Origin of the sequence: Cupriavidus sp. Met-2 (assembly GCF_049843575.1) — a bacterium.
In the GTDB taxonomy this organism is placed as follows: Bacteria; Pseudomonadota; Gammaproteobacteria; order Burkholderiales; family Burkholderiaceae; genus Cupriavidus; species Cupriavidus metallidurans.
This window is the reverse complement of record NZ_JBBHZL010000009.1, coordinates 73,378-99,355: the sequence shown is the minus strand read 5'-3', so window position 1 is coordinate 99,355 and position 25,978 is coordinate 73,378. Positions and strand designations below refer to the sequence as shown.

At 64.6% G+C, this 25,978-nt stretch carries 23 protein-coding genes and 1 pseudogene; 13 read left to right on the top strand and 11 right to left on the bottom strand.

Annotated elements, in window-relative coordinates; genetic code table 11:
* Nucleotides 1-83 precede the first annotated feature (83 nt).
* The gene (locus tag WD006_RS19295) at nucleotides 84-1,052 is read right to left on the bottom strand and encodes a Bug family tripartite tricarboxylate transporter substrate binding protein (RefSeq protein WP_029308838.1); all 969 of its coding nucleotides are present in this window, start codon (nucleotides 1,050-1,052) and stop codon (nucleotides 84-86) included.
* 184 nt (nucleotides 1,053-1,236) lie between these two features.
* On the bottom strand, nucleotides 1,237-2,175 hold the full coding sequence (locus WD006_RS19290) for a LysR substrate-binding domain-containing protein (RefSeq protein WP_011518349.1): 939 nt from the start codon (nucleotides 2,173-2,175) through the stop codon (nucleotides 1,237-1,239).
* 143 nt (nucleotides 2,176-2,318) lie between these two features.
* Here WD006_RS19290 and WD006_RS19285 point away from each other — a divergent pair, with 143 nt between their 5' ends.
* From WD006_RS19285 to WD006_RS19255, 7 genes are all read left to right on the top strand, one after another.
* Nucleotides 2,319-3,491, top strand: a complete 1,173-nt coding sequence (locus tag WD006_RS19285; RefSeq protein WP_011518350.1) for a CaiB/BaiF CoA transferase family protein — start codon at nucleotides 2,319-2,321, stop codon at nucleotides 3,489-3,491.
* Between the two features lie 12 nt (nucleotides 3,492-3,503).
* Nucleotides 3,504-4,334: an HpcH/HpaI aldolase/citrate lyase family protein gene (locus WD006_RS19280; protein ID WP_029308839.1), complete on the top strand. Its 831-nt coding sequence runs from the start codon at nucleotides 3,504-3,506 to the stop codon at nucleotides 4,332-4,334.
* A gap of 330 nt (nucleotides 4,335-4,664) precedes the next feature.
* A complete protein-coding gene (locus tag WD006_RS19275) occupies nucleotides 4,665-6,002 on the top strand; it encodes a TolC family protein (RefSeq protein ID WP_011518352.1) in 1,338 nt (445 codons plus the stop codon).
* 1 nt (nucleotide 6,003) lies between these two features.
* Entirely contained in the window at nucleotides 6,004-7,203 is a 1,200-nt protein-coding gene (locus WD006_RS19270; RefSeq protein WP_051723271.1) for an efflux RND transporter periplasmic adaptor subunit, read from the top strand.
* A gap of 13 nt (nucleotides 7,204-7,216) precedes the next feature.
* Nucleotides 7,217-10,342: an efflux RND transporter permease subunit gene (locus WD006_RS19265; RefSeq protein ID WP_029308842.1), complete on the top strand. Its 3,126-nt coding sequence runs from the start codon at nucleotides 7,217-7,219 to the stop codon at nucleotides 10,340-10,342.
* A gap of 217 nt (nucleotides 10,343-10,559) precedes the next feature.
* Entirely contained in the window at nucleotides 10,560-11,576 is a 1,017-nt protein-coding gene (locus tag WD006_RS19260; RefSeq protein ID WP_029308843.1) for a sensor domain-containing diguanylate cyclase, read from the top strand.
* A 296-nt stretch (nucleotides 11,577-11,872) separates the two neighbouring features.
* Nucleotides 11,873-13,687 (top strand): tannase/feruloyl esterase family alpha/beta hydrolase, encoded by a 1,815-nt coding sequence (locus WD006_RS19255; protein ID WP_029308844.1) that lies wholly within the window; start codon nucleotides 11,873-11,875, stop codon nucleotides 13,685-13,687.
* 20 nt (nucleotides 13,688-13,707) lie between these two features.
* On the opposite strand, the gene WD006_RS19250 is transcribed toward WD006_RS19255, so the two are convergent.
* Nucleotides 13,708-14,238, bottom strand: coding sequence for an AAA family ATPase (locus WD006_RS19250; RefSeq protein WP_029308845.1), 531 nt, complete (start codon nucleotides 14,236-14,238; stop codon nucleotides 13,708-13,710).
* A 150-nt stretch (nucleotides 14,239-14,388) separates the two neighbouring features.
* Here WD006_RS19250 and WD006_RS19245 point away from each other — a divergent pair, with 150 nt between their 5' ends.
* Both WD006_RS19245 and WD006_RS19240 read left to right on the top strand, forming a co-directional pair.
* Nucleotides 14,389-14,859, top strand: coding sequence for a carboxymuconolactone decarboxylase family protein (locus WD006_RS19245; RefSeq protein ID WP_029308846.1), 471 nt, complete (start codon nucleotides 14,389-14,391; stop codon nucleotides 14,857-14,859).
* Nucleotides 14,859-15,719: a sigma-70 family RNA polymerase sigma factor gene (locus WD006_RS19240; RefSeq protein ID WP_011518358.1), complete on the top strand. Its 861-nt coding sequence runs from the start codon at nucleotides 14,859-14,861 to the stop codon at nucleotides 15,717-15,719. The genes WD006_RS19245 and WD006_RS19240 overlap by 1 nt, the downstream gene beginning before the upstream one ends.
* 32 nt (nucleotides 15,720-15,751) lie before the next feature.
* Here the strand turns inward: WD006_RS19240 and WD006_RS19235 are convergent, their stop codons facing one another.
* From WD006_RS19235 to WD006_RS19225, 3 genes are all read right to left on the bottom strand, one after another.
* Entirely contained in the window at nucleotides 15,752-15,982 is a 231-nt protein-coding gene (locus tag WD006_RS19235) for a hypothetical protein (RefSeq protein WP_011518359.1), read from the bottom strand.
* Between the two features lie 118 nt (nucleotides 15,983-16,100).
* Nucleotides 16,101-16,919, bottom strand: a complete 819-nt coding sequence (locus tag WD006_RS19230) for a class I SAM-dependent methyltransferase (protein WP_011518361.1) — start codon at nucleotides 16,917-16,919, stop codon at nucleotides 16,101-16,103.
* Between the two features lie 69 nt (nucleotides 16,920-16,988).
* Complete coding sequence (locus WD006_RS19225) at nucleotides 16,989-17,228, bottom strand: DUF2789 domain-containing protein (RefSeq protein ID WP_011518362.1); 240 nt, start codon at nucleotides 17,226-17,228, stop codon at nucleotides 16,989-16,991.
* Nucleotides 17,229-17,433: 205 nt separating this feature from the next.
* Between WD006_RS19225 and WD006_RS19220 the strand changes: the two genes are divergently transcribed.
* On the top strand, nucleotides 17,434-17,919 hold the full coding sequence (locus WD006_RS19220) for a VOC family protein (protein WP_011518363.1): 486 nt from the start codon (nucleotides 17,434-17,436) through the stop codon (nucleotides 17,917-17,919).
* A 26-nt stretch (nucleotides 17,920-17,945) separates the two neighbouring features.
* On the opposite strand, the gene WD006_RS19215 is transcribed toward WD006_RS19220, so the two are convergent.
* From WD006_RS19215 to WD006_RS19195, 5 genes are all read right to left on the bottom strand, one after another.
* Entirely contained in the window at nucleotides 17,946-19,397 is a 1,452-nt protein-coding gene (locus WD006_RS19215) for a TIGR01777 family oxidoreductase (RefSeq protein ID WP_029308847.1), read from the bottom strand.
* Entirely contained in the window at nucleotides 19,394-20,275 is an 882-nt protein-coding gene (locus tag WD006_RS19210) for a thiol-disulfide oxidoreductase DCC family protein (RefSeq protein WP_029308848.1), read from the bottom strand. Before WD006_RS19210 ends, WD006_RS19215 begins: the two co-directional genes overlap by 4 nt.
* Nucleotides 20,276-20,323: 48 nt before the next feature.
* On the bottom strand, nucleotides 20,324-20,791 hold the full coding sequence (locus WD006_RS19205) for a DUF2269 family protein (RefSeq protein WP_104670220.1): 468 nt from the start codon (nucleotides 20,789-20,791) through the stop codon (nucleotides 20,324-20,326).
* Nucleotides 20,764-22,086, bottom strand: coding sequence for an SDR family oxidoreductase (locus WD006_RS19200; RefSeq protein ID WP_080711454.1), 1,323 nt, complete (start codon nucleotides 22,084-22,086; stop codon nucleotides 20,764-20,766). Before WD006_RS19200 ends, WD006_RS19205 begins: the two co-directional genes overlap by 28 nt.
* Nucleotides 22,087-22,159: 73 nt before the next feature.
* A complete protein-coding gene (locus tag WD006_RS19195; protein ID WP_029308851.1) occupies nucleotides 22,160-22,687 on the bottom strand; it encodes a GbsR/MarR family transcriptional regulator in 528 nt (175 codons plus the stop codon).
* A 213-nt stretch (nucleotides 22,688-22,900) separates the two neighbouring features.
* Between WD006_RS19195 and WD006_RS19190 the strand changes: the two genes are divergently transcribed.
* The 3 genes and pseudogenes from WD006_RS19190 to WD006_RS19180 all read left to right on the top strand — a co-directional run.
* Entirely contained in the window at nucleotides 22,901-24,241 is a 1,341-nt protein-coding gene (locus tag WD006_RS19190) for an LLM class flavin-dependent oxidoreductase (protein WP_029308852.1), read from the top strand.
* 119 nt (nucleotides 24,242-24,360) lie between these two features.
* Complete coding sequence (locus tag WD006_RS19185; protein ID WP_029308853.1) at nucleotides 24,361-25,182, top strand: MetQ/NlpA family ABC transporter substrate-binding protein; 822 nt, start codon at nucleotides 24,361-24,363, stop codon at nucleotides 25,180-25,182.
* A gap of 15 nt (nucleotides 25,183-25,197) precedes the next feature.
* Nucleotides 25,198-25,977 (top strand): annotated as a pseudogene (locus tag WD006_RS19180) (methionine ABC transporter ATP-binding protein); the annotation flags it as partial.
* Between the last annotated feature and the right edge of the window lies 1 nt (nucleotide 25,978).

Here is a 25,978-nt window from a genome sequence, read left to right as displayed (position 1 = left end):
CATGGGTAATACATTGCTGTGGTGCGTCGGGCGGATCGGGCGGAAGTCCGGCACCCGCAGGTGCCGACTCCCGACTGAAGCGGTCAGTCGATCTGCGCGCCAGACTGCTTGACGATCTTCGCCCACTTGTCGATGTCGCCGCGCAGCATGGTGGAGAACTGTTGCGGCGTGCCCGTCAGCACTTCGGCGCCCTGGGCAGCAAGCTTGTCGCGGAGCGTCTTGTCGCCCAGCGCGGTCTGCATCGTGGCGGCAAGCTTCTGGGTGACATCCTTCGGCGTGCCGCGCACTGCGAACAGGCCGACCCAGAGGTCGCCGCTATAGCCGGGCACGGTCTCGCTGATGGCGGGGATGTCCGGGGCGAACGGCGAGCGCTTGGCCGAGCTCACGCCCAGGGCGCGGACCTTGCCGGCCTTGATATGCGCCAGCACGGAGGGCAGGCTGGCAAAGGCCATCGGCACCTGGTTGCCGAGCACATCATTGAGCGCCGGGGCGACGCCCTTGTACGGCACGTGCTCGAGCTTGATGGCCGCCATGCTGTTCAGCATCTCACCCAGCAGATGGTTCAGCGTGCCGTTGCCGGCAGAGGCAAAGCGGTAGTAGTCGGGCTTGGCCTTGGCCATCGCGATCAGTTCGGACATCGACTTGGCCGGGAAGGCGGGGTTGACCACCAGCACGTTCGGCACGGTAGCTACCGGGGCGATCGGCTCGAAGTCCTTGATTGGGTCGAACGGAATCGAGCGGTAGAGCGACGGGTTGATGGCCTGTGTGCTGCTGATGGTCATCAGCAGCGTGTAGCCATCTGGCGCGGAGCGGGCCGCCGTCTGGGTGCCGATGTTGCCGCCAGCGCCCGGGCGGTTTTCCACCACTACCTGCTGGCCAAGGCGTTGCGACAGGTCGGCCGCCACCAGTCGGGCGACGATGTCGTTGGTGCCGCCCGGCGCCTGCGGCACGATCATCTGGATCGGCTTGGACGGATAGGTGTCGGCTTGAGCGTGGCCGACAACGGACAGGGCCATGGCGATACCGGCGATGGCGCGGATTGTACGAAGCATGATGTCTCCTCGGTGGCTTCTGGCGGGCCCATGCACTTGGAGGCCCGCTGATGTGGCGCCCACTCTAGCGGAGCCACCCGCTAAGGAGAAATTCAATCGGTGACTATGGGCATAAGGTTTTCTTATCGGACCGGGCGCGGCGGGCCGGCCATCCAGACACCGACACCGGGAGTCGCCGCTCCGATCAACCCGCTGGCGCCAGCGACCCGCCCAGCGCAATCCGTTCTCCGACTATCTCTCGCAACACATCGGCCACCGCCTCGGCCGCATTCGAGCGCGGCAGCGCGCGCGGCCAGCACAGTGACAGCGTGCGTCGGAGTTCCGGAACGATCAGCCGCCGAGGCACGGTCGCATCGCCATCGCCAAGCGACGACGCTGGCAGTATCGTGCAGGCCAATCCTTCCCGGGCGGACGCCAGCAGGAAAGGCAGGGAGTCGAGATCGGCCACCACATTCAGATTCATGCCGGCCTTGGCAAACGTGCGCTCGACCACCTCGCGCAACCCCTGCGAGCCGCTTGGCAGTACCAGCGGGATGCCGTCGAGCGCCTTGAGCGGGACCGTATCCGCCGTGGCGCTGCCCCGTTTGCCCGGGCGCGGCGCGGTCACGGGTGGCGTGCCGATCAGGTAGAGCGGTTCGCTGGCCAGCGGCTCTGGCTCCACCGCGCGTGATGGCGTGTCGCGAAACAGGATGGCGAAGTCGAGCCGGTTCTGGTTCAGCAGTTCGGAGATATATCCGCTCATGCTTTCAAAGAGCTGCAGCCGGACCTGCGGGTAGCGCTGGCGCACGGTGCGTATCAGCGCCATGCCGAAGGCCGCTGCCGCCGTGGTGGGCAGGCCGATGGCCACGGTGCCCGAAACCTCGGCTCCGGCCACGCGCACGTCGGCGCCCGCGATTTCCACCTGTCGAAGGATGTTGCGCACGTGACGATAAAGCGTCTTTCCGGCTTCGGTGGGCCGCACGCCTTTCGCGCTGCGGTGCACCAATGGCACGCCGAATTCGTCTTCCAGCGTGGCAAGCTGCTGCGACAGCGCGGGCTGCGCCACGCAGACGACCTCGGCGGCGCGGGTCAGGCTGCCTTGGTCGACGATGGCCACAAAATAGCGCATGGCACGGATGTCCATGGGTTCTCCAGAGGGTGCATGGGGGACGCACCGGGGGTGCAGGCTATTGATTCTACTTATGGAGCCTTCTGCAATCCCTATTTCACAGGTCGAAGGCGGGCGGGTAGATTGGCGGCATTGCGCTACCTACCCAAGACACTGTCATGTCCCGACCCCTTGAAGGCATCACCGTCGTTTCGCTCGAGCAGGCCATCGCCGCGCCGTTCTGTACCCGTCAACTGGCCGATCTCGGCGCGCGCGTCATCAAGATCGAGCGGCCTGGCCCGGGCGATTTCGCGCGTGCCTATGACGGCCGCGTGCGCGGGCTGTCGTCCCACTTCGTCTGGACCAACCGTTCGAAGGAAAGCCTGACGCTCGACGTCAAGGCGCCTGCCGCGGCCCCGGTGCTGGATTCCCTGCTGGCCAAGACCGATGTGTTGATCCAGAACCTGGCGCCGGGCGCGTCGACCCGCCTCGGGCTGGACTACGAGACGTTGTCGAAGCGCTTTCCGCGCCTGATCGTCTGCGATATCTCCGGCTACGGCGGCGATGGTCCCTATCGCGACAAGAAAGCCTATGACCTGCTGGTGCAGAGTGAATCAGGCTTCGTGTCGGTCACCGGCACGCCGGAAGAGGGCGTGAAGGCCGGCGCCTCGGTGGCGGACATTGCCGCCGGCATGTACGCATACAGCAACGTGTTGGCCGCCCTGATCGAGCGGGGCCAGACCGGCCGTGGCAAGCATATCGACGTGTCGATGCTCGAATCGATGGTCGAATGGATGAATTTCCCGATGTACTACGCGTTCGATGGCGCCGAACCGCCGCCGCGCGCCGGGGCGTCGCATGCCACGATCTACCCGTACGGACCGTTCCCGACCGGCGACGGCAAGACCGTGATGCTTGGTTTGCAGAACGAACGCGAATGGGCGGCGTTCTGCAAGGTGGTGCTCCATGAGCCGGATCTGGCCACCCACGCTGCGTTTGCCACCAACAGCCTGCGAAGCGCCAATCGCGCGCAACTGCGTGCCCGCATTGTCGAGGCGTTCGGGCGGCTGACCGCCGCGCAGGTGGTGGAGCGGCTGGAGGAAGCAAAGATCGCCAACGCCAACGTCAACACGATGGCCGACGTCTGGGCGCACCCGCAACTGGCGGCCCGCAAGCGCTGGCGCACCGTCGATACCCCGGCGGGGCAGATCCCGGCCCTGCTGCCGCCCGGCATGACCGACGCGCGCATGGACCCGGTTCCGGCGGTGGGCGAGCACACGGACGCCATCCTTGCCGAGGCCGGTTGCACTGCCGAACAGATCGCCCGGCTTCATGCCGACGGCGTGGTCTGACGGAGGCGGGCGATGACAACCACCCGAGTGCCGCGCAGTTATCTGTTCGTTCCGGCATCGCGTCCGGAGCGTATTGGCAAGGCGATCGCGGCTGGCGCCGACGCCGTGATCGTCGATCTTGAGGATGCGGTGGCGCCCGATGCCAAGGCGGCTGCGCGCGCGGGCCTGGCCGAGCCCTGGCGCGACTTGCAGGCCCAGGCGGATGCCGCCGGCGTAGCATTGCTGCTCCGCATCAATGGCGCTGACAACTCGTACTTTGCCGAAGACGTGGGCTTTTGCCGCGCGGGCGGCGTTCGCGAGATCGTGCTGCCCAAGGCCGACAAGGCGGCGCTGGCCGCGCTGCGTGCCGAACTGCCCGAGACGCCGTGCTGCGCCTTGCTGGAGAGCGCGGCCGGGTTTGCCGATCTGGCCCATGTGGCGCGCGCGCCAGGCGTATCGCGACTGCTGTTCGGCAGCATCGACCTGATGTTCGATCTCGACGTGGGTGACGACGACGCGCCGCTCCACCATTTCCGTAGCGAACTGGTCATGCATTCCCGGGCGGCCGGACTGCCGGCGCCGGTCGACGGTGTCTGCACGGCCATCGGCGATGCCGACGCGCTGGCCGCCGACACCGCGCGGGCACGGCGTTTCGGGTTTGGGGCCAAATTGCTGATTCATCCGAATCAGGTGGGGGGTGTCCATGCCGCCCTGGCGCCATCGGCCGACGAACTGGCCTGGGCGCGTCGCGTGGTCGAGCAGGCCGCCGCCGCGCAGGGTGCCGCGATTGCCGTCGACGGGAAGATGGTTGATCGCCCAGTGCTTGAACGCGCACAACGTATCGTCGCGGCGGGTGCCGCCTGACGACGCTTCCGGCCCTCCGAATTGGCGCTGATGGGGCGCCAATGGAGCGCCAATGCGTGTTTTCCCTGAGCGTGGGATTACTGCAAAACCTGCCGGTTCGCCATCGGTGTGAAAGGTATTTGTAATGAAGTTCAGGCTGAATAGGCGCGCGAGATCATGCACGCTTTGCGGGAGAATACGAAGATGAATGTCCTGGGCCTAAGACAATAAAGCTGTCTTCCCGGTGCACCGTTTGGCGGACATGATCGTTAACTTCCGATCAAGTCGAAACGAGCCAGACTGACCGTGCATTCTTATGTTTCCCGAGTCGCCGTGGCGACGTTGCTGGCCATGGCCTCCGTGGGCTCCATTGCCGCCTCGGCCGGGCAAGCCGCCAGCGGACCCATGCCTCCAGATGGCCCCTGCATGCCGCCTCCGGCAAAGGCCGCGCTGACCCTGGCGCAGGCACGCCTTGACGCGCTGCGCTGCAACCGCGACATCATCTCGGCCCGTCGCGGCGAGGAAGCCAGCCAGGCCGACATCCAGATTGCCTCCCAACGCCCGAACCCGGTCCTGAGCCTGGGTGTGGCCAATATCAACCCGCATCTTGGCGTGGGCGCCGGCAACTGGCGCAGCAAGACCGTGGACTCGACGGTACGCGTTGACCAGGTGATCGAGACCGCGAACAAGGGCAACCTTCGCACCGACGCGGCCCGCAAGGCCAGCGCCGCCGCCGGCGAGCAGACGCAGGCCGTGGTGGCCCAGCAGGTCGGCGCCGTGGAGCAGGCGTGGTATGACGCGGTAGCCAGCCAGAGCCGGGTAGAGGTGCTGACAGAAACCGTCGGTCTCTATGGCAAGACTCAGCAAGCGAACGAGGCCCGGCTCAAGGCTGGCGACGTGGCACGCGCCGATGTGACCAAGCTCCAGCTCGAAACGCTGCGGGCCCAGAGTGACCTGCGCTCCGCCCAGTCGGACTATGCCACCAGCAAGGCAGCACTGGCCGCCACGATCGGTCTTCCGGGCACGCTGTTGGACAACCGGCTCGTGCCGGACTGGCCTGCGCTCGATGCCCCGGTGCCGTCAGTCGATCCCGAAGTGCTGCAGCGCCGCCCGGATGTGACGGCTGCCGAAGCCCGGCTGGCCGCCGCGGCCTCCGCGCGTGACCTGGCGCGTGCCGGCCGTGTGCCCGACGTGACCGTCGGCGCCCAGTACGAGCACTATCCGGTTTCCGAGGCCAATACCACCGGCAGCGGCAACAGCTACGGCGTGTTCATCTCGATTCCGCTGTTCGTGCGCCACAGCTTCGGCGGTGAAGCGCGCCGCGCCGAGGTGGACTACTACGCGGCGCTCGACGACCGCAATCGTATCCTGCTGGCCGCGCAGAACGACATCGAACGGCTGCGCAGCCAGCTCGAATCGGCGCGCGCGTCGCTGCAACAGATGCAGACCGCCGTGCTGCCGGCGGCGGAGACCGTCGCGCAGAGCGCCGAATTCGCCTATACGAAGGGTGCCACCGGCGTGCTCGACCTGCTCGACGCGCGCCGCGCGCTGCGTCAGACGCGCCTGGACGCCGTCGACGTGCAGGGCAACTTCGCCAAGGCCATGGCCGCCTACCGCGCCGCCCTGCAGGCCACCACTTCCGATATCAACAAGCTTCCCCAGGTTCGAACCGATGCATCGCATCCCTGATATGCCGCTCATCTCCCGCGATTCCCGCTTCACCCGTGCCGGCGCCGCGCGTCTGGCGGCCGTGCTGTCACTGTGCGTCCTTACGCTGGGCGCCTGCGGCAAGAAGGAAGCGCCCGAGAACGACGACGAGCCGAAGGTGGCTGGTCAGGTCATCGAGTATCCGGCGAGCGTCAGGTCGCTGCCCGGCGTCGTCGGCCAGCCGGTCAAGAGCGGCGGCGATCGGATGCTGAGCATGCCCGGCCGTCTGGTCTGGAACGAGGACAAGACGGTGCGCGTGGCTTCGCCGTTCGCCGGCCGCGTGATGGAGATTCTGGTGCAGCCCGGCGCCACCGTGAAGGCAGGCCAGCCGCTGGCGATGCTGACGTCGCCCGATTTTGGCTCGGCACAGGCTGATGCACGCAAGGCGTCCGCGGATAGCGCCGTGGCGTCGAAGGCGCTGGCGCGCCAGCGCGAGCTGTATGAGGCCGGGGTCATCGCCCAGAAGGATCTGGAGCAGGCGCAGGCGGACAACGCGCGCGCCGCGGCTGACCAGCAGCGCACGCAGGCAGCGCTGCGCATGTACGGCGCTTCCGGCAGCGACGGTGTGAACCAGCGTTTTGCGCTGCGCAGCCCGATCGACGGCCTGGTGGTCGAGCGCAATATCAATCCGGGGATGGAACTGCGTCCCGACCAGCCGCCCACCGCGCCGCTGTACCTGATCACCGATCCCACGACGCTGTGGGCACAGCTCGATGCCGCCGAGGCGGACCTTGGCCACTTCAGGCCCGGCGTGACCGTGCAGCTTGCCAGCGCCGCTTACCCCGGCGAGACGTTCACGGGCACCGTGGTCAAGATCGCGGATTACGTTGATCCGTCGTCGCGCAGCGTCAAGGTGCGTCTGTCCGTGCCGAACGCCGACCGCCGCCTGAAGGCCGAGATGTTCGTTACGGCGAAGATGCAGGCCGCGTCGTTCCAGGGGATCTCGGTGCCGTCGAAGGCCGTGTTCCTGGCCGACAACAAGAACTATGTGTTCGTGCGCACTACGCCCAACAGGTTCGAGCGCCGCGAGGTCAAGCTCGGCGTGACGATTCCGGGCACGACCGAGGTGGTGGAAGGCCTGAAAGAGGGCGACGTGGTGATCACCGACGGCAATCTCTATCTGCAGGACATCCTGCGCGACGCCACCGCGGTGAATGCCGCGCGCGCGGCTGCCAAGCATTAAGGACGGCAGCCACATGATTTCACGTATCGTCAATTTCGCGCTGCACCAGAAGCTGTTCGTCTGGCTTGGCCTGATCATCTTCGTTGCGGGCGGCCTGGCCGCTTTCAAAAACCTGCCGATCGAAGCGTTCCCGGACGTCTCGGACATCCAGGTCAACGTGATCACGCTGTACCCGGGCCGGGCCGCCGAGGAAGTGGAGCGCCAGGTCACGATTCCGATCGAAACCGCGCTGGCGGGCACGCCGAATTCGGTGCGTGTGTTCTCGCATACGCAGTTCGGCCTGTCGTTCATGATGGTGACCTTCAACGACAAGGCCACCGACATCGTCGCGCGCCAGCAGATCATCGAACGGCTGCGCAGCGTTGACCTGCCCGACGGCGTGCAGCCGGAACTGGCGCCGCTTTCCACCGCCATCGGTGAGATCTATCGCTTCCGCCTGAGCGGCAAGGGCTACACGCCGCAGGAACTGCGCACGCTGCAGGACTGGGTGGTGGAGAAGAATCTGCGTCAGGTGCCGGGCGTGGCCGACGTGGTTACGATCGGCGGCTCGATCAAGCAGTACGAGGTAAACCCGAATCTGGGCCGCATGCGCGACAGCAAGATCTCGCTGTCGCAACTGTTCACGGCGCTTCAGCGCGGCAACTCGAACGCCGGCGGTGGCTCGGTGGCGCATGGACGCCAGCAGTACCTGCTGCGTTCGCTGGGCAGCTTCCGTAGCTCGGCCGACATCGCCAACGTGGTGGTGGCCGAGAACAACGGCACGCCGATCCTGGTCAAGGACATCGCCGAGGTCAAGATAGGCGCCGCGCCGCCGCAGGGCCTGATGGGCCAGGACGACGAGGACGACATCGTCTCGGGCATCGTGGTGATGCGCAAGGGCGAGAACCCGTCGATCGTGCTCGAGGCGCTGAAGAAGAAGATCGAACTGCTCGACGACCAGATTCTGCCGAAGGGCGTGAAGCTGGTGCCGTACTACGACCGCTCGACGTTGATCGACAAGACGCTGCACACGGTGTTTGGCAACCTGGTGGAGGGCGCGCTGCTGGTGATGGCCGTGCTGTACCTGTTCCTGGCCAACGTGCGCGCGGCGGCGATCGTGGCGCTGGTGATCCCGCTGGCGTTGCTGTCGACGTTCATCGGCCTGACCTGGGTGGGCATTCCGGCCAACCTGCTGTCGCTGGGGGCGATGGACTTCGGCATCATCGTCGACGGCGCGGTGATCGTCGTCGAGAACATCTTCAAGCGGCTGGGCGAACTCAAGGAACAGCAGATCAAGGACAACAAGGCGCGGATGCACGCGATCCTTCAGGCCACCACAGAGGTGGGGCGTCCGACCGTGTTCTCGATGATCATCATCATCGCCGCGCACATCCCGATCTTCACGCTGCAGCGCCACGAAGGAAAGATCTTCGCGCCGATGGCGTACACCGTGACGGGCGCGCTGGTCGGCTCGCTGATTGTCTCGCTGACCGTGGTGCCGCTGCTGTGCCACCTGCTGCTCAAGAAGAACATCGCGCACGAGGACAACTTCGTGGTGCGCCAGTGCAAGCGCCTCTATGAGCCGATGCTGGCGTGGGCGCTCGAGAACAAGAAGAAGGTCGTGGCCATCGCCGTGGGCCTGCTGGTGGCCACCGTCGGCGTGGGCAAGTTCCTGGGCAGCGAATTCCTGCCCGAACTCGACGAAGGCTCGATGTGGGTCAGCTTCGACTTGCCGGCCTCGGTGTCGCTGGACGAGGCACGCGATCAGGCGCGTCTGCTGCGCAACGTGATTCGCACCACGCCCGAGGTCAACACGACGATCTCCAAGGTGGGCCGTCCCGACGACGGCACCGATCCGAAGTTGATCAACACCGTGGAAATCCTGGTCGACCTGAAGAGCGACAAGGCATGGCGCGCTGGCTTCGACAAGCGCAAGATCATCGAGGAAATCAACCACAACCTGCGCAAGATGCCGGGCATCGAGCCTAACTTCTCGCAGCCGGTGCGCGACAACATCTTGGAAAGCATCTCGCAGATCAAGGGCCAGATCGTGATCAAGGTGCAGAGCGACAGCCTCGAGCACAACAAGAAGGTGGCGGATCAGATCCTGGCCAACGTGCAGTCGGTACGCGGCGTGATGCGCGCGTTCATCGACCGTGACGGCGAGCTGCCGCAGTACGTGCTTGATTTCGATCGCGCCCAGGCTGCCCGCTACGGCATCAACGTGGCCGACGTGCAGGACCTGATGGAAAGCGCGCTCGGCGGCAAGGCCGCGACGGAGTTGTGGGAAGGCGAGAAGCACTTCAGCGTGGTAGTACGCCTGAAGCCGGGCGAGCGCGAACTACCGAACCTGCCGAACATCTTCATGCAGACCGCCGATGGCGCGCAGGTGCCGCTGTCGCAGCTGGTGACGTTCCGGGCCGCGTCGGGCGCGATGAACATCAGCCGCGAGAACGGCCAGCGCACCACGTCGATCGGTATCTTCATCCACGACCGCGACATGGGTAGCGTGGTGAAGGACATGCAGGAGCTGGTGAAGAAGAACGTCAATGCCGAGGACGTCAAGATCAGTTGGTCGGGCGAGTTCGAGAACCAGGAACGCGCGATGGCGCGCCTGTCGATCGTGGTGCCGCTGTCGGTGCTGCTGATCTTCCTGCTGCTGTTCAACGCGTTCCAGTCGTTCAAGAGCGCGGCGCTGATCATCTCGAACATTCCGTTCGCGCTGATCGGTGGTGTGTTTGCGCTGTTCCTGACCGGCATTCCGCTGTCGGTCTCGGCGGCAATCGGCTTCATCGCGCTGTTCGGGCAGGCCGTGCTGAACGGCGTGGTGATGGTGACCTACTTCAACCAGTTGCGCGAGGAAGGCATGCCGGTGCGCCAGGCCGTGCTGACCGGCTCGATGGATCGTCTGCGCACCGTGCTGATGACCGCGATGCTGGCTATGCTGGGCCTGTTCCCGATGGCGATCTCGCGCGCCATCGGGTCGGAAACGCAGCGGCCGCTGGCGATCGTGATCATCGGTGGCCTGATTACGGCCACGCTGCTGACGCTGATCGTGCTGCCCACGCTCTACGAATGGATGGTTGGCCGCTCATGGCCGGACGAGCCGGACACAAGCGGTAGGGATGACGGCCGGTTGCCTGAGCATGTGGCAAGCTGACAGTCGGTACGTAGAAGAAACCGGGGCTCTGGCCCCGGTTTTTTTATGAACCATTGCTGGACTCGGTGGAAGGACGATTTGGTTTCCGCCTGTCGATGGCAACGAGGAAATCGTTCAGCAAAGCGATATGATTTCTCACTCAGCCGAGTTGGCCGGCAGGCGCCTGTTGCGGTATGTTCTAGAGCGAAAACACAGCATGGAAGAGGAGACAAAACCCATGGAGTTGATCCTTGAGCGGCTTTCGGAGTCCGTTGCCACGGCGGAGAATCTGGAGCAACTCACGAGACCGCTGCTGGAGATGCTGGAACTGATCACCGGCCTTGAGTCCCTGTACCTGACGTCGATCGATGAAGAGGCGGGTTTGCAGTCCGTTGACTTTGTCAGGAACGCAGGCGAACTTGTGATTCCCGAGGGGCTGTCCGTTCCATGGTCCGACACCCTCTGCAAGCGTTGCCTGGAGGAAGGCCGCCGCTACACGTCGAACGCGAGCGAGATCTGGGGAGATTCACAGGCCGCGACGGCGCTCGGCATCGAGACATACGCCAGTGCCCCCATTCGCGCGAGCGATGGGGAGATCATTGGTACGTTGTGCGGGGCGAGCAAGCGCAGCCAACCGCCGGGGCCGCAGGCGTTCAGCGCCTTGAACATCTTCTCGAAGCTGATTGGACACCATATCGAGCGAGAACGATTGCTTGAGGAACTGAGGCGGTCGAACGAGTACCTCGCGAACTTCGCGTTGACCGACGCCCTGACGGGCCTGCCCAACAGACGGGCGCTCCACGGAGAGCTTGGCAGACTGCTGGCGCGCGCAACCAGGGACGAATCCCACGTCGTCGTCGGCATCATCGATCTCGATGACTTCAAACGCATCAACGACTCATACGGACATGTGGTCGGAGACCAGTTCCTGAGCGAATGTTCAAAGCGCCTATCCGGCATTGTGCGAGACACCGACATGCTGGCCCGCGTGGGTGGCGACGAGTTTGCGCTGGTGGCGCCCTGTCCGGCGTCTGCAACGCAGGCGCATAGCCTGGCCGACCAATTGCAGAAGCGTGCGTTGGCGGCGACTCGCGGTGTCTACACGCTTGCCGACGTCACGATCGATTACGCTGGTGTGAGCGCAGGTGTCGTGGCCGTCAGGCCCGTCTCCGTCGAACAGGCGCTGGAACTGGCGGACGCCGCCATGTATCGCGAGAAGCGGCAACGCAAGCAATCTGGCCCAAACGGTGGGTGACCGCTTCAGCAATGACCGGCGCTGACACGCGTCCGGCCCGATGCTTCGGGCGCAACGCCCGGAGCAACCAATAAGCAGACAGCAACGGGCTGCCAGCCAGTTTGGAACCCCGCGCGCGCGTCGTCGGCGCAAGCTTCGTGCCGTTGGCATGTAGTTGCGCCCCACAACATCGCCGCGTGTATGGAGCGATGAAGCACGCTGCGCCTGCCAGCGAACCTGCTCCCCCTCTGACGTCGAGGAGGCGCAAAGGCTCTTCCATTCCAATCCACTAGAGAAGACCGTTCCAGGAGATATCCATGAGCTCTCGGCATCGTTCCGGGCTGTTCGCGCACGCCTATTCGGGCGCTATTTCATTCCTCACGTCGTTCACCATCTGCGTGGCGGCTGTCAGTCTCGCCGGTTGTGGTGGCGATGGCAGTTCCAGTGCCACCACCGGCACGTCATCGGGGTCCACCTCGACGAGCACCGGCTCCACCACCACGGCCACCACGTTGCAGGTTGTCGCGCCGGTCATCGACTGCTCGCAATTGGCCTCGGTCGACATCACGGACATTGGCGGCGCCGGCAGCAAGATCGCTTCGGCGACGATCACCACCACAACCATCAACGGTGCCACCGTGCAGCTTTGCACGGTGAAGGGAACGCTGGCGCCGTCGAACACATTCGCAGTGGCGCTTCCGGTCAGTACCTGGACGCAACGGTTCGCCGAACTCGGATGCGGCGGCTTGTGCGGCAACGTGAGCGATCCAACCAAGCAAAGCTCGTTCAGCTTCAGCTACAACTGCCCGCTGGTGCAGCAGGGCGGGTTCGTCACGGCGGCGACCGATATGGGGCATACCGGTTCGGATGCGACGTGGTCATCGGATACGCAGAAGCAGGCTGACTTTGCTTATCGCGGCCAGCACATCACGACGCTTGCGGCGAAGAAGCTGATCAAGTCCTACTATGGGCAGGCGCAGAAGTACTCGTACTTCGTGGGTTGCTCGGATGGTGGACGCGAAGCGCTGATGGCCGCGCAGCGTTATCCCAACGACTACAACGGGATCGTCGCTGGCGCCCCGGCAGCCCATTTCCAGACGCAGAACTCGCTGTATCACGGCTGGAGCGTGGTGTCGAACAGCACGACCGGCGATAACACCGGCAACGTCGTGCTGTATGCGGACAAGGCAAAGGTACTGCACAAGGCCGTGGTCGCCGCCTGTGGTGGAACCAGCGGCGCGCCAGACGGCCTGCTCGCGGATCCGCGTGCGTGCAACTTCAATCCGGTTTCGATCCAGTGCGCGGCTGGCGCGACGGACACCAGCAATTGCCTGACAGCAGCCGAAGTCACCACGGCAAGCCGGATCTACAGCGGTCCGACGGACACCACCACCGGCAAGCGGATGCTTGCGGGCTCGCCGCAACTTGGGTCCGAGGCAAACTGGATCGGCGTGGAAGTGCCGAACTCGAACTCGACCGATGCGCCGGCGCCGGTAACCAGCCTGTTCAGCAACATGATCGTGACGGGCGCCTATAACCTGATCTTCACGGGCTCGCCGACCATGCCGAACATCAATACGTTCGGCTATCACGATGGCAACTTCTATACCGACTACCTGGCCGCCAATCATCCACTCAACGATGCCACCAATCCTGATCTGTCGGCATTCCAGAATGCGGGCGGCAAGCTGATCCTGTGGCATGGCTGGGCGGACCAGCACATCTCGCCGCTGTTCACGATCGCATACTACGAAGCCATGCAGAACACGATGGGTACGTCGGCCGTGGATGCATTCGCGCGGCTGTACCTGGTGCCTGGCGTGGGCCATTGCGGCGGTGGGGAGGGCAATCCGAACATCGACCTGGTATCGCGGATCACGGCCTGGGTGGAGCAGGGCACGGGGCCCAGCAGTGTCATGACGTACCAGACCGACACGTCCAGCAATGTCACGGCATCGCGCCCGGTCTATCCGTACCCGGCAGTGGCCATGTACAAGGGTTCCGGCGACTGGCATGACGGCGCGAACTACGTCAGCGGCGGTCCGCTGTACAACGTCGCGACGGCGGCGTGGGCGGGATCGAGCTTCTATACGCCTTATACGGCGAAGGTTCAGGGGGTGGCGGCGCCTTGAGCGTGCGGAGGGCGCCGGACCTATTTGGGTCCGGCGCCCTCGATGATCGCATTCCGGGCCGCCAGCACGCTCTGCAGCCTGGCTTCGACGGTCCCATCCCCCTCCAGATACAGTACCGGACAACGCAGATTCTGCAGCCACTGCCGATGCTTCTCCAGGCTACGGCCTTCGGCGGTGCCTGCATCGTATTGGGCGGCCCACTCGAGAAACTCCGGATCGGCCTTGCCGAAGCGGTGCTCCTCGCGCAGCTTGAGCCGGGCCAGGCGGATCGGCGTCGGTACGTACAGAAAGACCACCAGGTCGAAGGCGTGCTCCAGCGCTTCACCCCACTCCATCACCGCCCCCGCCACAACGGTTTCGGGGCGCGCGCGCAGATCCTTCAGCAGCCGGGCACAACGTTCCTCGGGCTCGAATTTCACCTGATACGGCGGGTTGGTGGGGCGCCAGAAGTAGTCATCCGTTTCGAGGGCGTGCGTCTGGGTCGCTTCGGCGATGGCGTTGGCCAGCGTCGACGTGCCGGAGCCTGCTGCGCCGGTAATCAGGATCTTCATGCCGGTCGTATTGTGGGGGGGGGGAGGTGGGCGTTCGATTGTAGCAAGGCGCACTTTCCGGCCTCGCTCGCAAATATTTTTCGCTTCGATGTCACAAGCAAGGGGGGCTCGTTCGTCATGTCATCGTCACCCACACAAGGAGATGAAACCATGACTGCAAGACTTGACCCGTTCGCCGCCGCTCCCGTTCAGATGAAGTCCTGGATGGGCACATCCATTGCCATAGCCGGGAGTCTCGAGCCGAGCCTGGTGTCGCTGGTTGAAGTCCGCGCGTCGCAGATCAACGGATGCGCAAACTGCATTAACATGCACACGACCCAGGCACGCGAACGCGGGGAGACGGAACAGCGCCTCTATCTGCTGTCCGCCTGGCGAGAAGCGCCTTGCTACACCGATCGCGAGCGCGCGGCACTGGGCTGGACCGAAGCCATGACCCGGTTGTCCGAAGGGCACGCGCTCGACCGTGCCAGCGCGACGCTCAGGGAACACTTTACCGAGGAGGAGCAGGTGAAGCTTACGCTCATGATCAACGTGATCAACGGCTGGAACCGGCTCGCGGTCGGATTCGGTCTCTGGGTCGATCCGGCGGCTGCCAAGGCCGCGGCCAAGGCAGCCGCGTGATGGTGGCGGACGCCGGCCTTTCGGAAGCCGCGGCGAGCTTCGAGCCGCTGCGGCCCAAGCTGATCCGCGTCGCGTACCGGATGCTCGGTTCGGTCGCGGATGCGGAGGACGTGGTGCAGGAAGCGTTCATCCGTTGGATGAACGCCGAGCGCGCCGAGGTGCGTGTGCCCGAGGCGTTCCTGCGGCGCATGGTGATGCGGATGTGCCTCGACGAGCTGAAATCGGCGCGTCACCAGCGCGAAACCTACATCGGTCCCTGGCTTCCCGACCCGGTCATCGAGGAAGAGGAGCAGGACGACGTCACGCTGCCGCTGATGCTGGCGCTCGAACGCCTGTCGCCTCTCGAGCGCGCGGCGTTCCTGCTGCACGACGTGTTCGGCCTCGCGTTCGATGAGGTGGCGGCGACGATCCAGCGCGAGCCGGCCGCGTGCCGGCAGCTTGCGGCGCGGGCGCGTGCCAATGTGAGGGAATCGCGCCCGCGTTTTCAGGTCGAGAAGGAGCGGGGCCTGGCACTCGCAAAGGCATTCTTCGACGCCTCACGCAGCGGAGACATGGGCACGCTCAGCACGATGCTGGCGGCCGATGTGAGCCTGCATGCGGACGGCGGCGGCCAGCGCCCGGCGATTGGCCATCCGGTGTTCGGCTTCGACGAGGTAATGCGTGTGCATGAACAACTGTCGAAATACTTCCAGAAGAATGGCTCGACCTTTGTCCGCGCGGCTTTCATCAACGGGTTGCCGGGCATCGTCACGCGCGAATCCGACGGCGAACTGCAGACGACGGCGCTAGAGATCGAGGGCGGCAAGATCGCGGCAATTTATGTGGTGCGCAACCCGGACAAGCTGCGGCATCTGCATTAACGGCCCGCGCAGTACCGTCTGTTATCGGCTGTTCACTTCGGAAACACGGGAAAGCGAACGCGTGAACCCTTGGGCATCGGTGGTGGATGCAAGTTCGCTTGCCTGATGGGTTTGCCGGGGTACGTCGCGGCAGCGAACGCGCGTGCTTCCTCCGGCGCGGCGAACCGCCGCGTTTCGCCGGCCGTCCCGTCGTGGTGCAGGGGCGTGACGAACCAGCCGCCATTGAGCGGACCACTGATGACGATGCGAGCGACCACGGTCATGTGCCTGAAATGCTGAATGTCCGTGTCAGCATATCAAGCGCAGTGCGTCGGATCGAGCGTGTTGCCGGGTGGGTCGATGGGTGGGGCGGCGTGGCAGGGGGGCTGAATTGCGCGCCGATCAAGCCCTGGCGCTGAACACGTGCGCCTGAATCTTCCCGCTAACCGGACCGGGGCCGAACTCCCTCGTCAGCGCCTTCGCACAGGCGAGCGTGGCATTCACCAGCGCATCGGGGCCGAATGCCTCCAGTTCGCCGCGTAGCGGCGTTCCCTGGCAGAAGGCGATGGCAGGCGTGTTGGCGTCCACGGCACGGCTTTCGGCGGCGACGGTTGCGCATGTGGAGGCTTCGGAAAAGCCTCCGAGCCTCAGATCGGCCGCCACGACCGCCGGGTCGTGATAACCATGAGGCGTGCGTGCGAGAAACACAGGCGGCTTGTGCGGAAACATGCCGGTCAGCGTTTGCGTTACCGTATGCGCGAACGCGTTTTCCTCGATGCGATCCCACACGTTGAAAAGCAGCACGCCCCCGGGCTTCAGCACACGGCGCGCTTCGGCGAAAGCCTTGTGCTTCTCGGGAAAGAACATCGCCCCGAACTGGCAGATCACCAGATCGAAACTTGCGTCGGGGAAGGGTAGCTGCATGGCGTCGGCCTGCCGCCACGTCAGCGGCCGCGAGGTGCCGATGGCGGCGGCGCGATCCAGCATCGGTCGATTGAGGTCGGTGGCCACGATCGACGTGCCGTCGGGCAGGTCACTCGCCAGCCGCCGTGTCAGCGCGCCAGTTCCCGCAGCAACCTCGAGCACGTGTGTTGGCGCGAGTGCTGCGGCACGCGCGGCGAGGTCCGCCGCGTATGGTTCGAAGATCAACGGGACCATCAGCGTGTCGTACAACTCCGGAACGGAGCCTGCGAAGACCGTGTCTGTTCCATGCGATGTCATGGCTCGCCTCTTGTCCCTGCCCCCGGTGTTGCGTGCCGGGGGATGGTCGATCCAGCTTTCTGAAGCGAACTAAGCCGGGGCGCGTAGCGCCAGGTTCAACTGGTCCACCGCTTCCGCCCAGTCCGCATCCTCGGCGATCTCGTCGCGCAGCAGCGATGCCTGGGCGGGAGTCCAGAACGCAGCGTCCCAAAGTTCGACGTTCTGCGGAAGCGGCGAATGCTTCGCAATGAATGCGCGGATATCGCTCTCGTCCGATGGCAATCCGAGCTGGGCGAAGAGTTCGGAGAACTGGTGAAACGGGGCATCCATGGGGAATCTCCGGTTGATCAGTTGGATCTGTGCAAGGCACTTCCTACAAGATAGCAGCCAATGCAGCGAACTGGCTGACTTCTGCTTTCGCGCGCGGTGGTGGCATCAATACCTGCGTCGGCCCTCATACTGTGAGACATTGGCGTTTCCCGAGAACGGCACCGGGCTTGTGGACGCTGGTGCCTGACGCTTCAGGAGGTACGAGATGGCCAGCAAGAACACGATCTGTCTGTGGTACGACGGCGATGCGCTCGACGCCGCGACTTTCTATGCCAAGACCTTCCCCGACAGCGCCGTCGGTGCCGTCTTCCGCGCACCTGGCGACTATCCCGATGGCAAGCAGGGCGATGTCCTGACGGTGGAGTTCACCGTGGCGGGCATTCCCTGTGTTGGTCTCAATGGCGGCCCGCATTTCAAGCACAGCGAGGCGTTCTCGTTTCAGATCGCCACTGACGATCAGGCTGAGACCGACCGACTTTGGAATGCAATCGTCAGCCACGGCGGCCAGGAAAGCGCGTGTGGCTGGTGCAAGGACCGGTGGGGATTGTGCTGGCAGATCACGCCGCGCGCGCTCCTGGCTGCAATCACGGACCCCGATCGCGCGGCGGCCAAACGGGCGTTCGATGCCATGATGACCATGGGCAAGATCGACATCGCCGCGATCGAGGCGGCACGGGCGGGCCGAAGCTAATTCCGGAGCTAATGCCGGAGCGAAGCTCAATCCCCGGTCAGATCGCGCAGTGCCGATTCGGCGGCAGGAAAGCGAAACGCGAAGCCCTCCCGTTGCAGCCGTGCCGGGATCACCCGCTGACCTGCAAGTAGCAATTCACTCATCTCGCCCGCTGCCCACCGGAGTGGCGCCGCGGGCAGATGGAACCACACAGGCCGGCGAAGCACCTTGCCGACGGTATGAGCGAACTCTGCTTGTGTCAGGCAGCCCGGCGCCGTCGCGTTGTAGACGCCGCTCATGCCCGGGTCCGACAACGCCCGCGCGAGGATACGCAGCAGATCCTCGCGATGAATCCAGCTCATCACCTGCCTGCCGTCTCCCAGTCGCCCACCCAGGCCGAAGTAGTGAGGCAGCATCATGGGTGGGAGGGCGCCACCGGGTCCGAAAACCACGCCGAGCCGTAGCACGACCATGCGGAGGCCGTAGTCACGCAGTGGCTCGGCGGATTCTTCCCATCGCTGGCATAGCTCGGACATAAAGCCGCCCCCGGGCGCGCTGTGCTCGTCCAGCAGTTGATCGGCATCGCGTGCGCCGTAGAAGCCGATGGCGGATGCCTGGATCCAGATGGCAGGCTTGTGCGTGGCATGACTGGCCCAGCGTGTCAGCGCTTGCGTGACACCGACGCGGCTGGCCAGCAACTGCGCCCGCCGCCGCTGGCTCCAGCGCGGCCCCAGTACTGGGGCGCCGGCCAGATTGATTACCGCGTCGAACCGTTCCTGTGCGTGCAATTGATCGAGGGACGTCACGCTGCGGGCGCGGCCAGCGAACTGATATGCAGCGCGCAATGGGTCGCGTGCCAGCAGCGTGACGGTATGGCCGGCATCGAGCAGTTGGGTGACGAGCGCCTCACCGATGAATCCGGTGCCGCCCGTCACCAGAACGCTCAGGTGTGATTGCCCGGCGAAGGGATTGATGGCTGCGCCGCGACGACTCATGCGTCTCGCGGCGAGTCCATCGCGAATGCCAGACACCGTCACCCCTGCGGCGGCGAGGCTTAACAGCCAGCCGCGCCAGCCGAAGCTGGCGATTGCCAGTCCCGTGGGTGCCTGGAACCACTCGACAAGCTGAACCGCGTACAAGCCAAACAGCGCGCCGCCATTGATGGCCAGCAGCGTGTGAAGCACTCGCTCGGTGGCCGGGAGCTTGCGGCTTCGATCCTCCACGACGAAATCCCAGAGCGTCAGCCATATTTCCACCACCACGAGGCCGGCGATGGCGAATGTCCAGATGCCAAAGAACTTGAGATTAGCCATCGACGCAAACAGCACGCCGTACAGCACGGCGCGTATGGCGTGGATGGACAGCTCTCGCCGCGCGCGGGGGCTGTGTGGCAGGCCTTGTGTCAGCTCGTGGTGGTAGAGCGTGTCGAAGGCGCCCATCAGCGCCTGCACGATCAGGAGATTGATGGTCCAGTCCAGGACCGGCAAGGTGTTGTTCATGCTGCGTCCTTTCGCCACAGATAGAGCAATGGTGGAATCATCGCGAACAGCGCCACCGCGTCGACCACTACATGCGGCCAGACGTGCGCCTGCAGCGAGATCAACAAGTCTTGCGGCGCCCAGACCAGCAGGCCGACCAGCAACCACCCCCATGCCATCCGGTGTCGCGTTCTGTTGCCCAGATGCACCAGCGCCAGCATCCATATCGCCGAGCATTGCAGGGTGGCGCCAAACAGCGCGATCCACCAGACCTGCTGCGCTCTGGCCTGCGCGGGCGCCGCGCCCGACCAGAACGATTGCTCGACGATGCGGTGGTAAGTATCAAAGAGCGTTGCGTCTGCCGCCCACGGCATGGCGGCGCCGACAAGCAGATGCGCGATGGCAGCCGCGTACATCCAGCGAACCGCCAATTGGCGGGTATCTCGCCGAGAGGGACGGTCCTCAGCCGCATCGGTTGGTCCCTTGCCGCTGAGGAACGGATTGCCAGTGCCACAGGCATCGCCGTCACAGGCCGTTGCGGTGCCGTAGCCCAGCCAGCGTGAAAGCGTGTAGCGATTGCCCGCGAAGGCGCGGTACAGGCTCGCCAGTACACGACGCAGCCCAGGTACCCGCAACGGCAACACCAGCCAGCCATGCCCCGCCAGCGTGTAGGCCGCGATCATGCAGTCGATGCCGACGAGCAGGCGGCCATCGGACGTGCGGCCATGCAGCTCGCGGTTCAGTGCGGCGAGATCCACGTTCAGCGGCGCGCAATCGAAACCCTCTTGCGCGATGTCGACGAAAGCCAGCCGGTGTTGTGTGTCCCATTCGCTCAGGCGCCGCATCTCGGCGGTGCAGAACGGGCATTTGCCATCGAAGTAAAGAACCAGCGCGTTCATCTGGTCGCCCTCCATTTGTCGTTCAACGCATCCGCTCATACCAACCGCTCACATCGGCTTGAACACCATCAGCGCGAACACGGCCACCATCGCGGCGAATGCCGGATAGCCGAGGTATTCCCAGCGGCGCGCATCGCGCCAATAGGACGCCGGCAGTGGCGTGCCACGTTCGTGCGCGGCCATTGCCGTCCGGGACATGCGGATCTGGTACCACACCACCGGAAGCCAGCAGGCGCCCGCGAACAGATAGAGCGCGGCGGATGCCACGATCCATAGCGAGCTCAGCGGATACCCGGCCAGATGGAGCATGTAGGCGCCGGACAAGGGCTGGACGATGACCGCAGGCGTGGTGAACCACCAGTCCGCCCGCACCACGAGACGCGAGACCACGGCGATGGCTTCGGTCGAGCCCGAGCGGTTGGCGAAGAACAGGTAGAAGGCCGTCCCAAAACCGGTGCCGACCAGCACGACGGACGAGATGATGTGAATCACCTTGATGGCGAGGTATTCCATGATTCCTGCTCCGCGTAGAGGATGAAGAGAATGGCGAGAATCGGCAGGTTCTTGAGCACCGGCCCGAACGGGTGCCAGAGGAACTGCGGCAACGCGACAGCGATGATCAGCGAGTAGCCGGCGACAAGCGCAGCCTGAAGCGCCCATAGCCGGCGTGACGGATAGCGCAGGCATCCGACGGCCATCGCCGCATCTACGAAGACCGCGGCGTATAGCGTCACGATGGCGGGCGTGCCATGCAATCCGACTGCGCCGAGCAGTGCCAGGCTGTCGGCAAGCGGGTAGGCGAACAGCGTGACCAGTGCCGTGGCCAGCCAGACAAGGGCCATCACGATCCGCAGCATCGGCATACGCCATGCGCCAACGGCGCGATGGCGCAGGCATTCGGCTTCACCGGGTGCGATGAAAGTGCCAATGGCGCGTGGCCGATGCCCGAGCAGGCGCGTCAGCGGCGCGGCATCGCCATGACAACCGCGCCGGAGCATTCGCCACGTGTCGGGGGTCAGCTTCGATCTCGGCACGCAACACGCCACATACGCGGCCATCGTCATGCACGGAGCGGGAATGGTCGCCCACATCGGCGCTGGCAGCTGCATTCCCTGACGATAGGTGTCCAGCATCGCCCGATATGACATGCGGCTTGCGCCGACGACCTCAACGCACTGGCCCGGGGGAATAGCCGGAGCGATGACAGTGACGACGGTATCCACGAGATCGTCGATATGAACCGGTTGAAACCTGGCATCGCCAAGTTCGGGTACCGGTATCACCGGAAGACTCGCCAGGGTACGAAACATCGCAGCGGAGTCGCCGTCCTGGGCATACACGAGCGATGGATAGAGGACCTGCCACTGCACGGGCAAAGCACGCAGCACGTCGTCTGCCGCGCGCTTGCTGCGAAAGTAGGGCGTGTCGCCGCGATCGGCGCCAAGCGCCGAGATCTGGATGACGCGGCCCACTCCGGCCTTCGCGCAGGCGCGGAACAACGCCGCCGGCGCCAGGTGATGGACGGCTTCGAAGCGATTCGTGCCGGTTTCGACGATGATGCCGACGGCATTGATGACGACGTGCATGCCTTGCACGCGCGGAAGCCATTGCTCGATGGTGGTATCGGTCCCGAAATCCATGGCGACGTCACGAGCCGACGTCGGCCTGCGCACACCGCGAATCACCTCATGCCCTTGCGCTTCCAGACGCTTGCACAGCACGGCGCCGATCAGGCCCGATGCGCCGCATACCAGGACCCTGAGCCGCCTGTGATCCGTCATCCCCGCCGTTCCCTTCTCTTCGCTGTTCATACAGTTATTTCAGTAAAGACAGAAATAATCGGGTAAAAAAGAAACGGGTCGATGCCCGTTTCCCGTGGGAGCCTTAGCTACGTTTGCGTACCGCGTTGCTGATTTTCGCCGTCAAGCCCAGTGTCTTCATCAGCGTCTCCGGCTTCAGCCGCAGCATTTCATCGGCCAGCGTGCTCATGGTTTCGATGAACTTCAGGGTTTCCTCGATACGCTCGCGCGTTCCGGCGTCTTCTTCACCGATTGCCGCGTTGTCGAGGCATTCCCGCAGCGCAACGGCCGTCGGATCGATCTCACGCTGCCGGCGGCCGGCCACGATGAGCTTGAACAGTTCCCAGATGTCGGTCGACGTCTCGAAGAAGTCGCGACGCTCGCCCTTGATATGCACCACCTTGACGAGGTGCCAGGACTGCAGCTCCTTGAGGCTGTTGCTCACGTTGGAGCGGGCCACGCCCAGGGTATCCGTGATTTCCTCGGCGTCCATGGGGCGCGCGGCCAGATAGAGCAGGGCGTGAACCTGCGCGACGGTGCGATTGACGCCCCAGCGCGAGCCCATTTCCCCCCAGTGCAGCACGAAGCGTTCGGCGATCGGTTTCAGTTCCATGCGTTGCATTCTATTCATTCAGTTATTTCTGTCAAGAGAGAAATAGCGGGGATGAGGTGGGAAGGTGCCGCGGGGATGTTCCGGGCCGGGGGCATAACGATATTGGCTTTCGTTCGTTCCTTCCTCCCGCACGCATCCCTATGCTGTCACGCCAAGGTATCCACCCACCGGGCTGGCGCGAGGCGCCGAAATGCCCGCCAGCAGACCGCTACCATGACCACTCCCGAGGCACCCCGCCAACTCCACCTGAATCTCAACGCGCTGCACGCCGGCTTTGTGCCGTCCGCGTGGCGCCTGCCGGAAAGCGATCCGCGTGCATTCGTCGATGTCCAGCACTACATCCGTCTTGCCCAGGTGGCCGAGGCCGGCAAGTTCGACGCGATCTTCCTGGCTGATAACGCGTCGATCGCAGACCAGATCAACTTTCGCCCAATCACCGCGCTGGAGCCGACCGTGCTGTTGGCTTGCGTTGCGGCGGCCACCACGCATATCGGGCTGGTGGCGACCGCATCCACGAGCTACAACGAGCCCTACAACATCGCCCGCCGCTTTGCCACGCTCGACCATGTCAGCGGCGGGCGCGCGGGCTGGAATGTGGTGACCACTGCCGATGCCGGTTCCGCCCGCAACTTTGGACGCGCCGCGCCGCCGGATCATGCGCAGCGCTATGGTCGCGCCGACGAGTTCACGAACGTCGTCAAGGCGCTCTGGGATAGCTGGGAGGACGACGCTTTCGTTGGTGACCGGGCGACGGGGCGCTTCGTCGATACGGACAAGCTGCAGCCCATTGCGCACCACGGCCAGTACTTCAGCGTCCATGGGCCGCTGAACCTGCCGCGCACGCCGCAAGGGTATCCGGTGCTGTTCCAGGCCGGTGGATCGTCGGACGGGCGCGAACTGGCCGCGCGCCATGCCGAGGCGGTGTTCTCCGCCTCGCAGTCCTTCGAGGAATCGCTGGCCTATCGTCGAGACATCAATCAGCGTGCCGAGGCACTGGGGCGCGGGCCCGGCGCGGTCAAGATCCTGCCGGGGCTGACCACGATCATTGGCGCTACCGAGGCCCAGGCACGCCGCCGGCGCGATGATCTGATCGACCTGATCCCGTGGGACTACAGCCTGAACCGGCTGGCGGGCACGCTGGGCATTGCGGTGGATCGTCTATCGCTCGATGCGCCATTGCCGGACGATCTGCAATTGCCTGCAAACGGCAATCACACATTCTTCCGCGCCACCCTCGCGCTGGCCCAGCGCGAGGGATTGACCGTGCGTGCGCTGATACGCGAACTGGCGGGTGGTGGTGGTCATCGCGTCATCGTCGGCACGCCGGAGCAGATCGCTGACGATATCGAGCACTGGTTCCGTCATGGGGCCGCCGACGGGTTCAACCTGATGCCCGACGTGCTGCCCGGTGGCGTCGAGGATTTCGTCGACGGTGTGGTGCCGATTCTTCAACGGCGCGGGCTGTTCCGCACGGAATACACGGGACGCACCCTGCGCGACCACATGGGACTGGCACGACCCGCTGGACGCACGCGCGAGCAGGCCGCGGCGTAGCGGCACCGCCCACGGTACATCGTCGCCGTACTTTGCATTTGCTACCTCGTATTCCTTCTTGGACCCGCGGCAGCGGCCTTCATAGACTGGTGCTTCCCAATACTTCCGCACCTTGCTCCATGAAACGACGCTCCGCACTTGCTTCCCTGGCAGCCCTGGCCATCGCGCTGTCCGCATTTTCCATCGGCTCCGTCCACGCCCAGACGACGGGCAAGCCCCTCAAGGTGGGCGTGCGCGGCGGAGTCGATGAAGAAATCTGGGAAGTTGTCACGCGCGAGGCCGCGAAGAATGGCCTGAAGGTGGAGCCCGTGATCATCACGGGCACCGCCAGCCCGAACGAGGCGCTGAACAATGGTGACCTCGATGCCAACTCGTTCCAGCACATCCCGTTCCTGCGTGACCAGATCCGGCAGCGCGGCTACAAGATCGTCAACGTCGGCACCACGCTGATCTCGCCGATCGCCTTCTACTCGCGCAAGGTCAAGTCGCTGGAAGCGCTGCCGAACGGCGCGCGCATCGGCATTCCGAACGACCCGAGCAATCAGACCCGCGCGCTGGTCATCCTGCGCGATCACGGTCTCATCAAGCTCAAGGACGGCTTCGATCCGTCCACGGGCACGGCATCGCTGGCGGATATCACAGCCAACCCGCGCAAGCTCGATCTCGTTGAAAGCGCGTCGGTGGTGCTGCCGCGCGCGCTGCCCGATCTCGATGCCGCAGCCATCATCAACACGTTCGCGTACCAGGCCGGGCTGATCTCCTCGCGCGACGGCATTGCCGTCGAAAAGCGGGAGAACAATCCCTACGTCAATGTGATCGCGGTGCGCGAGAAGGACAGGAACGCGCCGTGGGTCGCAACGCTCGTGAAGTCATATCAGTCCGACGCCGTGCGCAAGTTCATCCTGACCAAGTATCAGGGATCGATCATCCCGGCATTCTGACGAGGAAGACTAGCAATGCACACCGTATCCCAGTTGCACGCGCGCGATTCCCATATCGTGTTCGAGCAGGTTGGCAAGACCTATTCCGGCGCGGCGACGCCCGCGCTGGCCGACGTGTCATTCTCGATCGGGCGTGGCGAGCGCTTTGGCATCATTGGGCGCAGCGGCGCGGGCAAGTCGACGCTGCTGCGCACGATAAATATGCTCGAGCGCCCTGACGAGGGACATGTTCGCGTCGACGGCGTCGATATCGGCACGCTAGACGAGAAAGGACTGGTCGCATTGCGCCGGCGCATCGGCATGATCTTCCAGCATTTCAATCTGATGTCGGCCAAGACCGTCTTCGAGAATGTCGCGTTGCCGCTGCGTGTGGCGGGAGTGGGACGAGCGGAGACAGCGTCGCGCGTCAACGAGCTGCTGGCGCTGGTAGGGCTGGCGGACAAGGCGAATGCCTACCCGGCGATGCTATCCGGTGGACAGAAGCAACGCGTTGGCATTGCCCGCGCGCTGGTGCACCGGCCGGAAATCCTGCTGTGCGACGAGGCCACGTCGGCGCTGGACCCCGAAACCACGGAACAGATCCTGGCGCTGCTGCGTGACATCAACCGGCAATTTGCGCTGACCATTGTGCTGATCACGCACGATATGGCGGTGATCGACGAAGCGTGCGATCGCGTGCTGGTACTCGATCACGGCCATGCGATGGAGCATGGCCCGGTCTGGCGCGTCTTCAACGAACCGAAGGCCGACGCCACTATCGCGCTGCTGCGTCCGCTGCGCAAACGCCTGCAAGCGC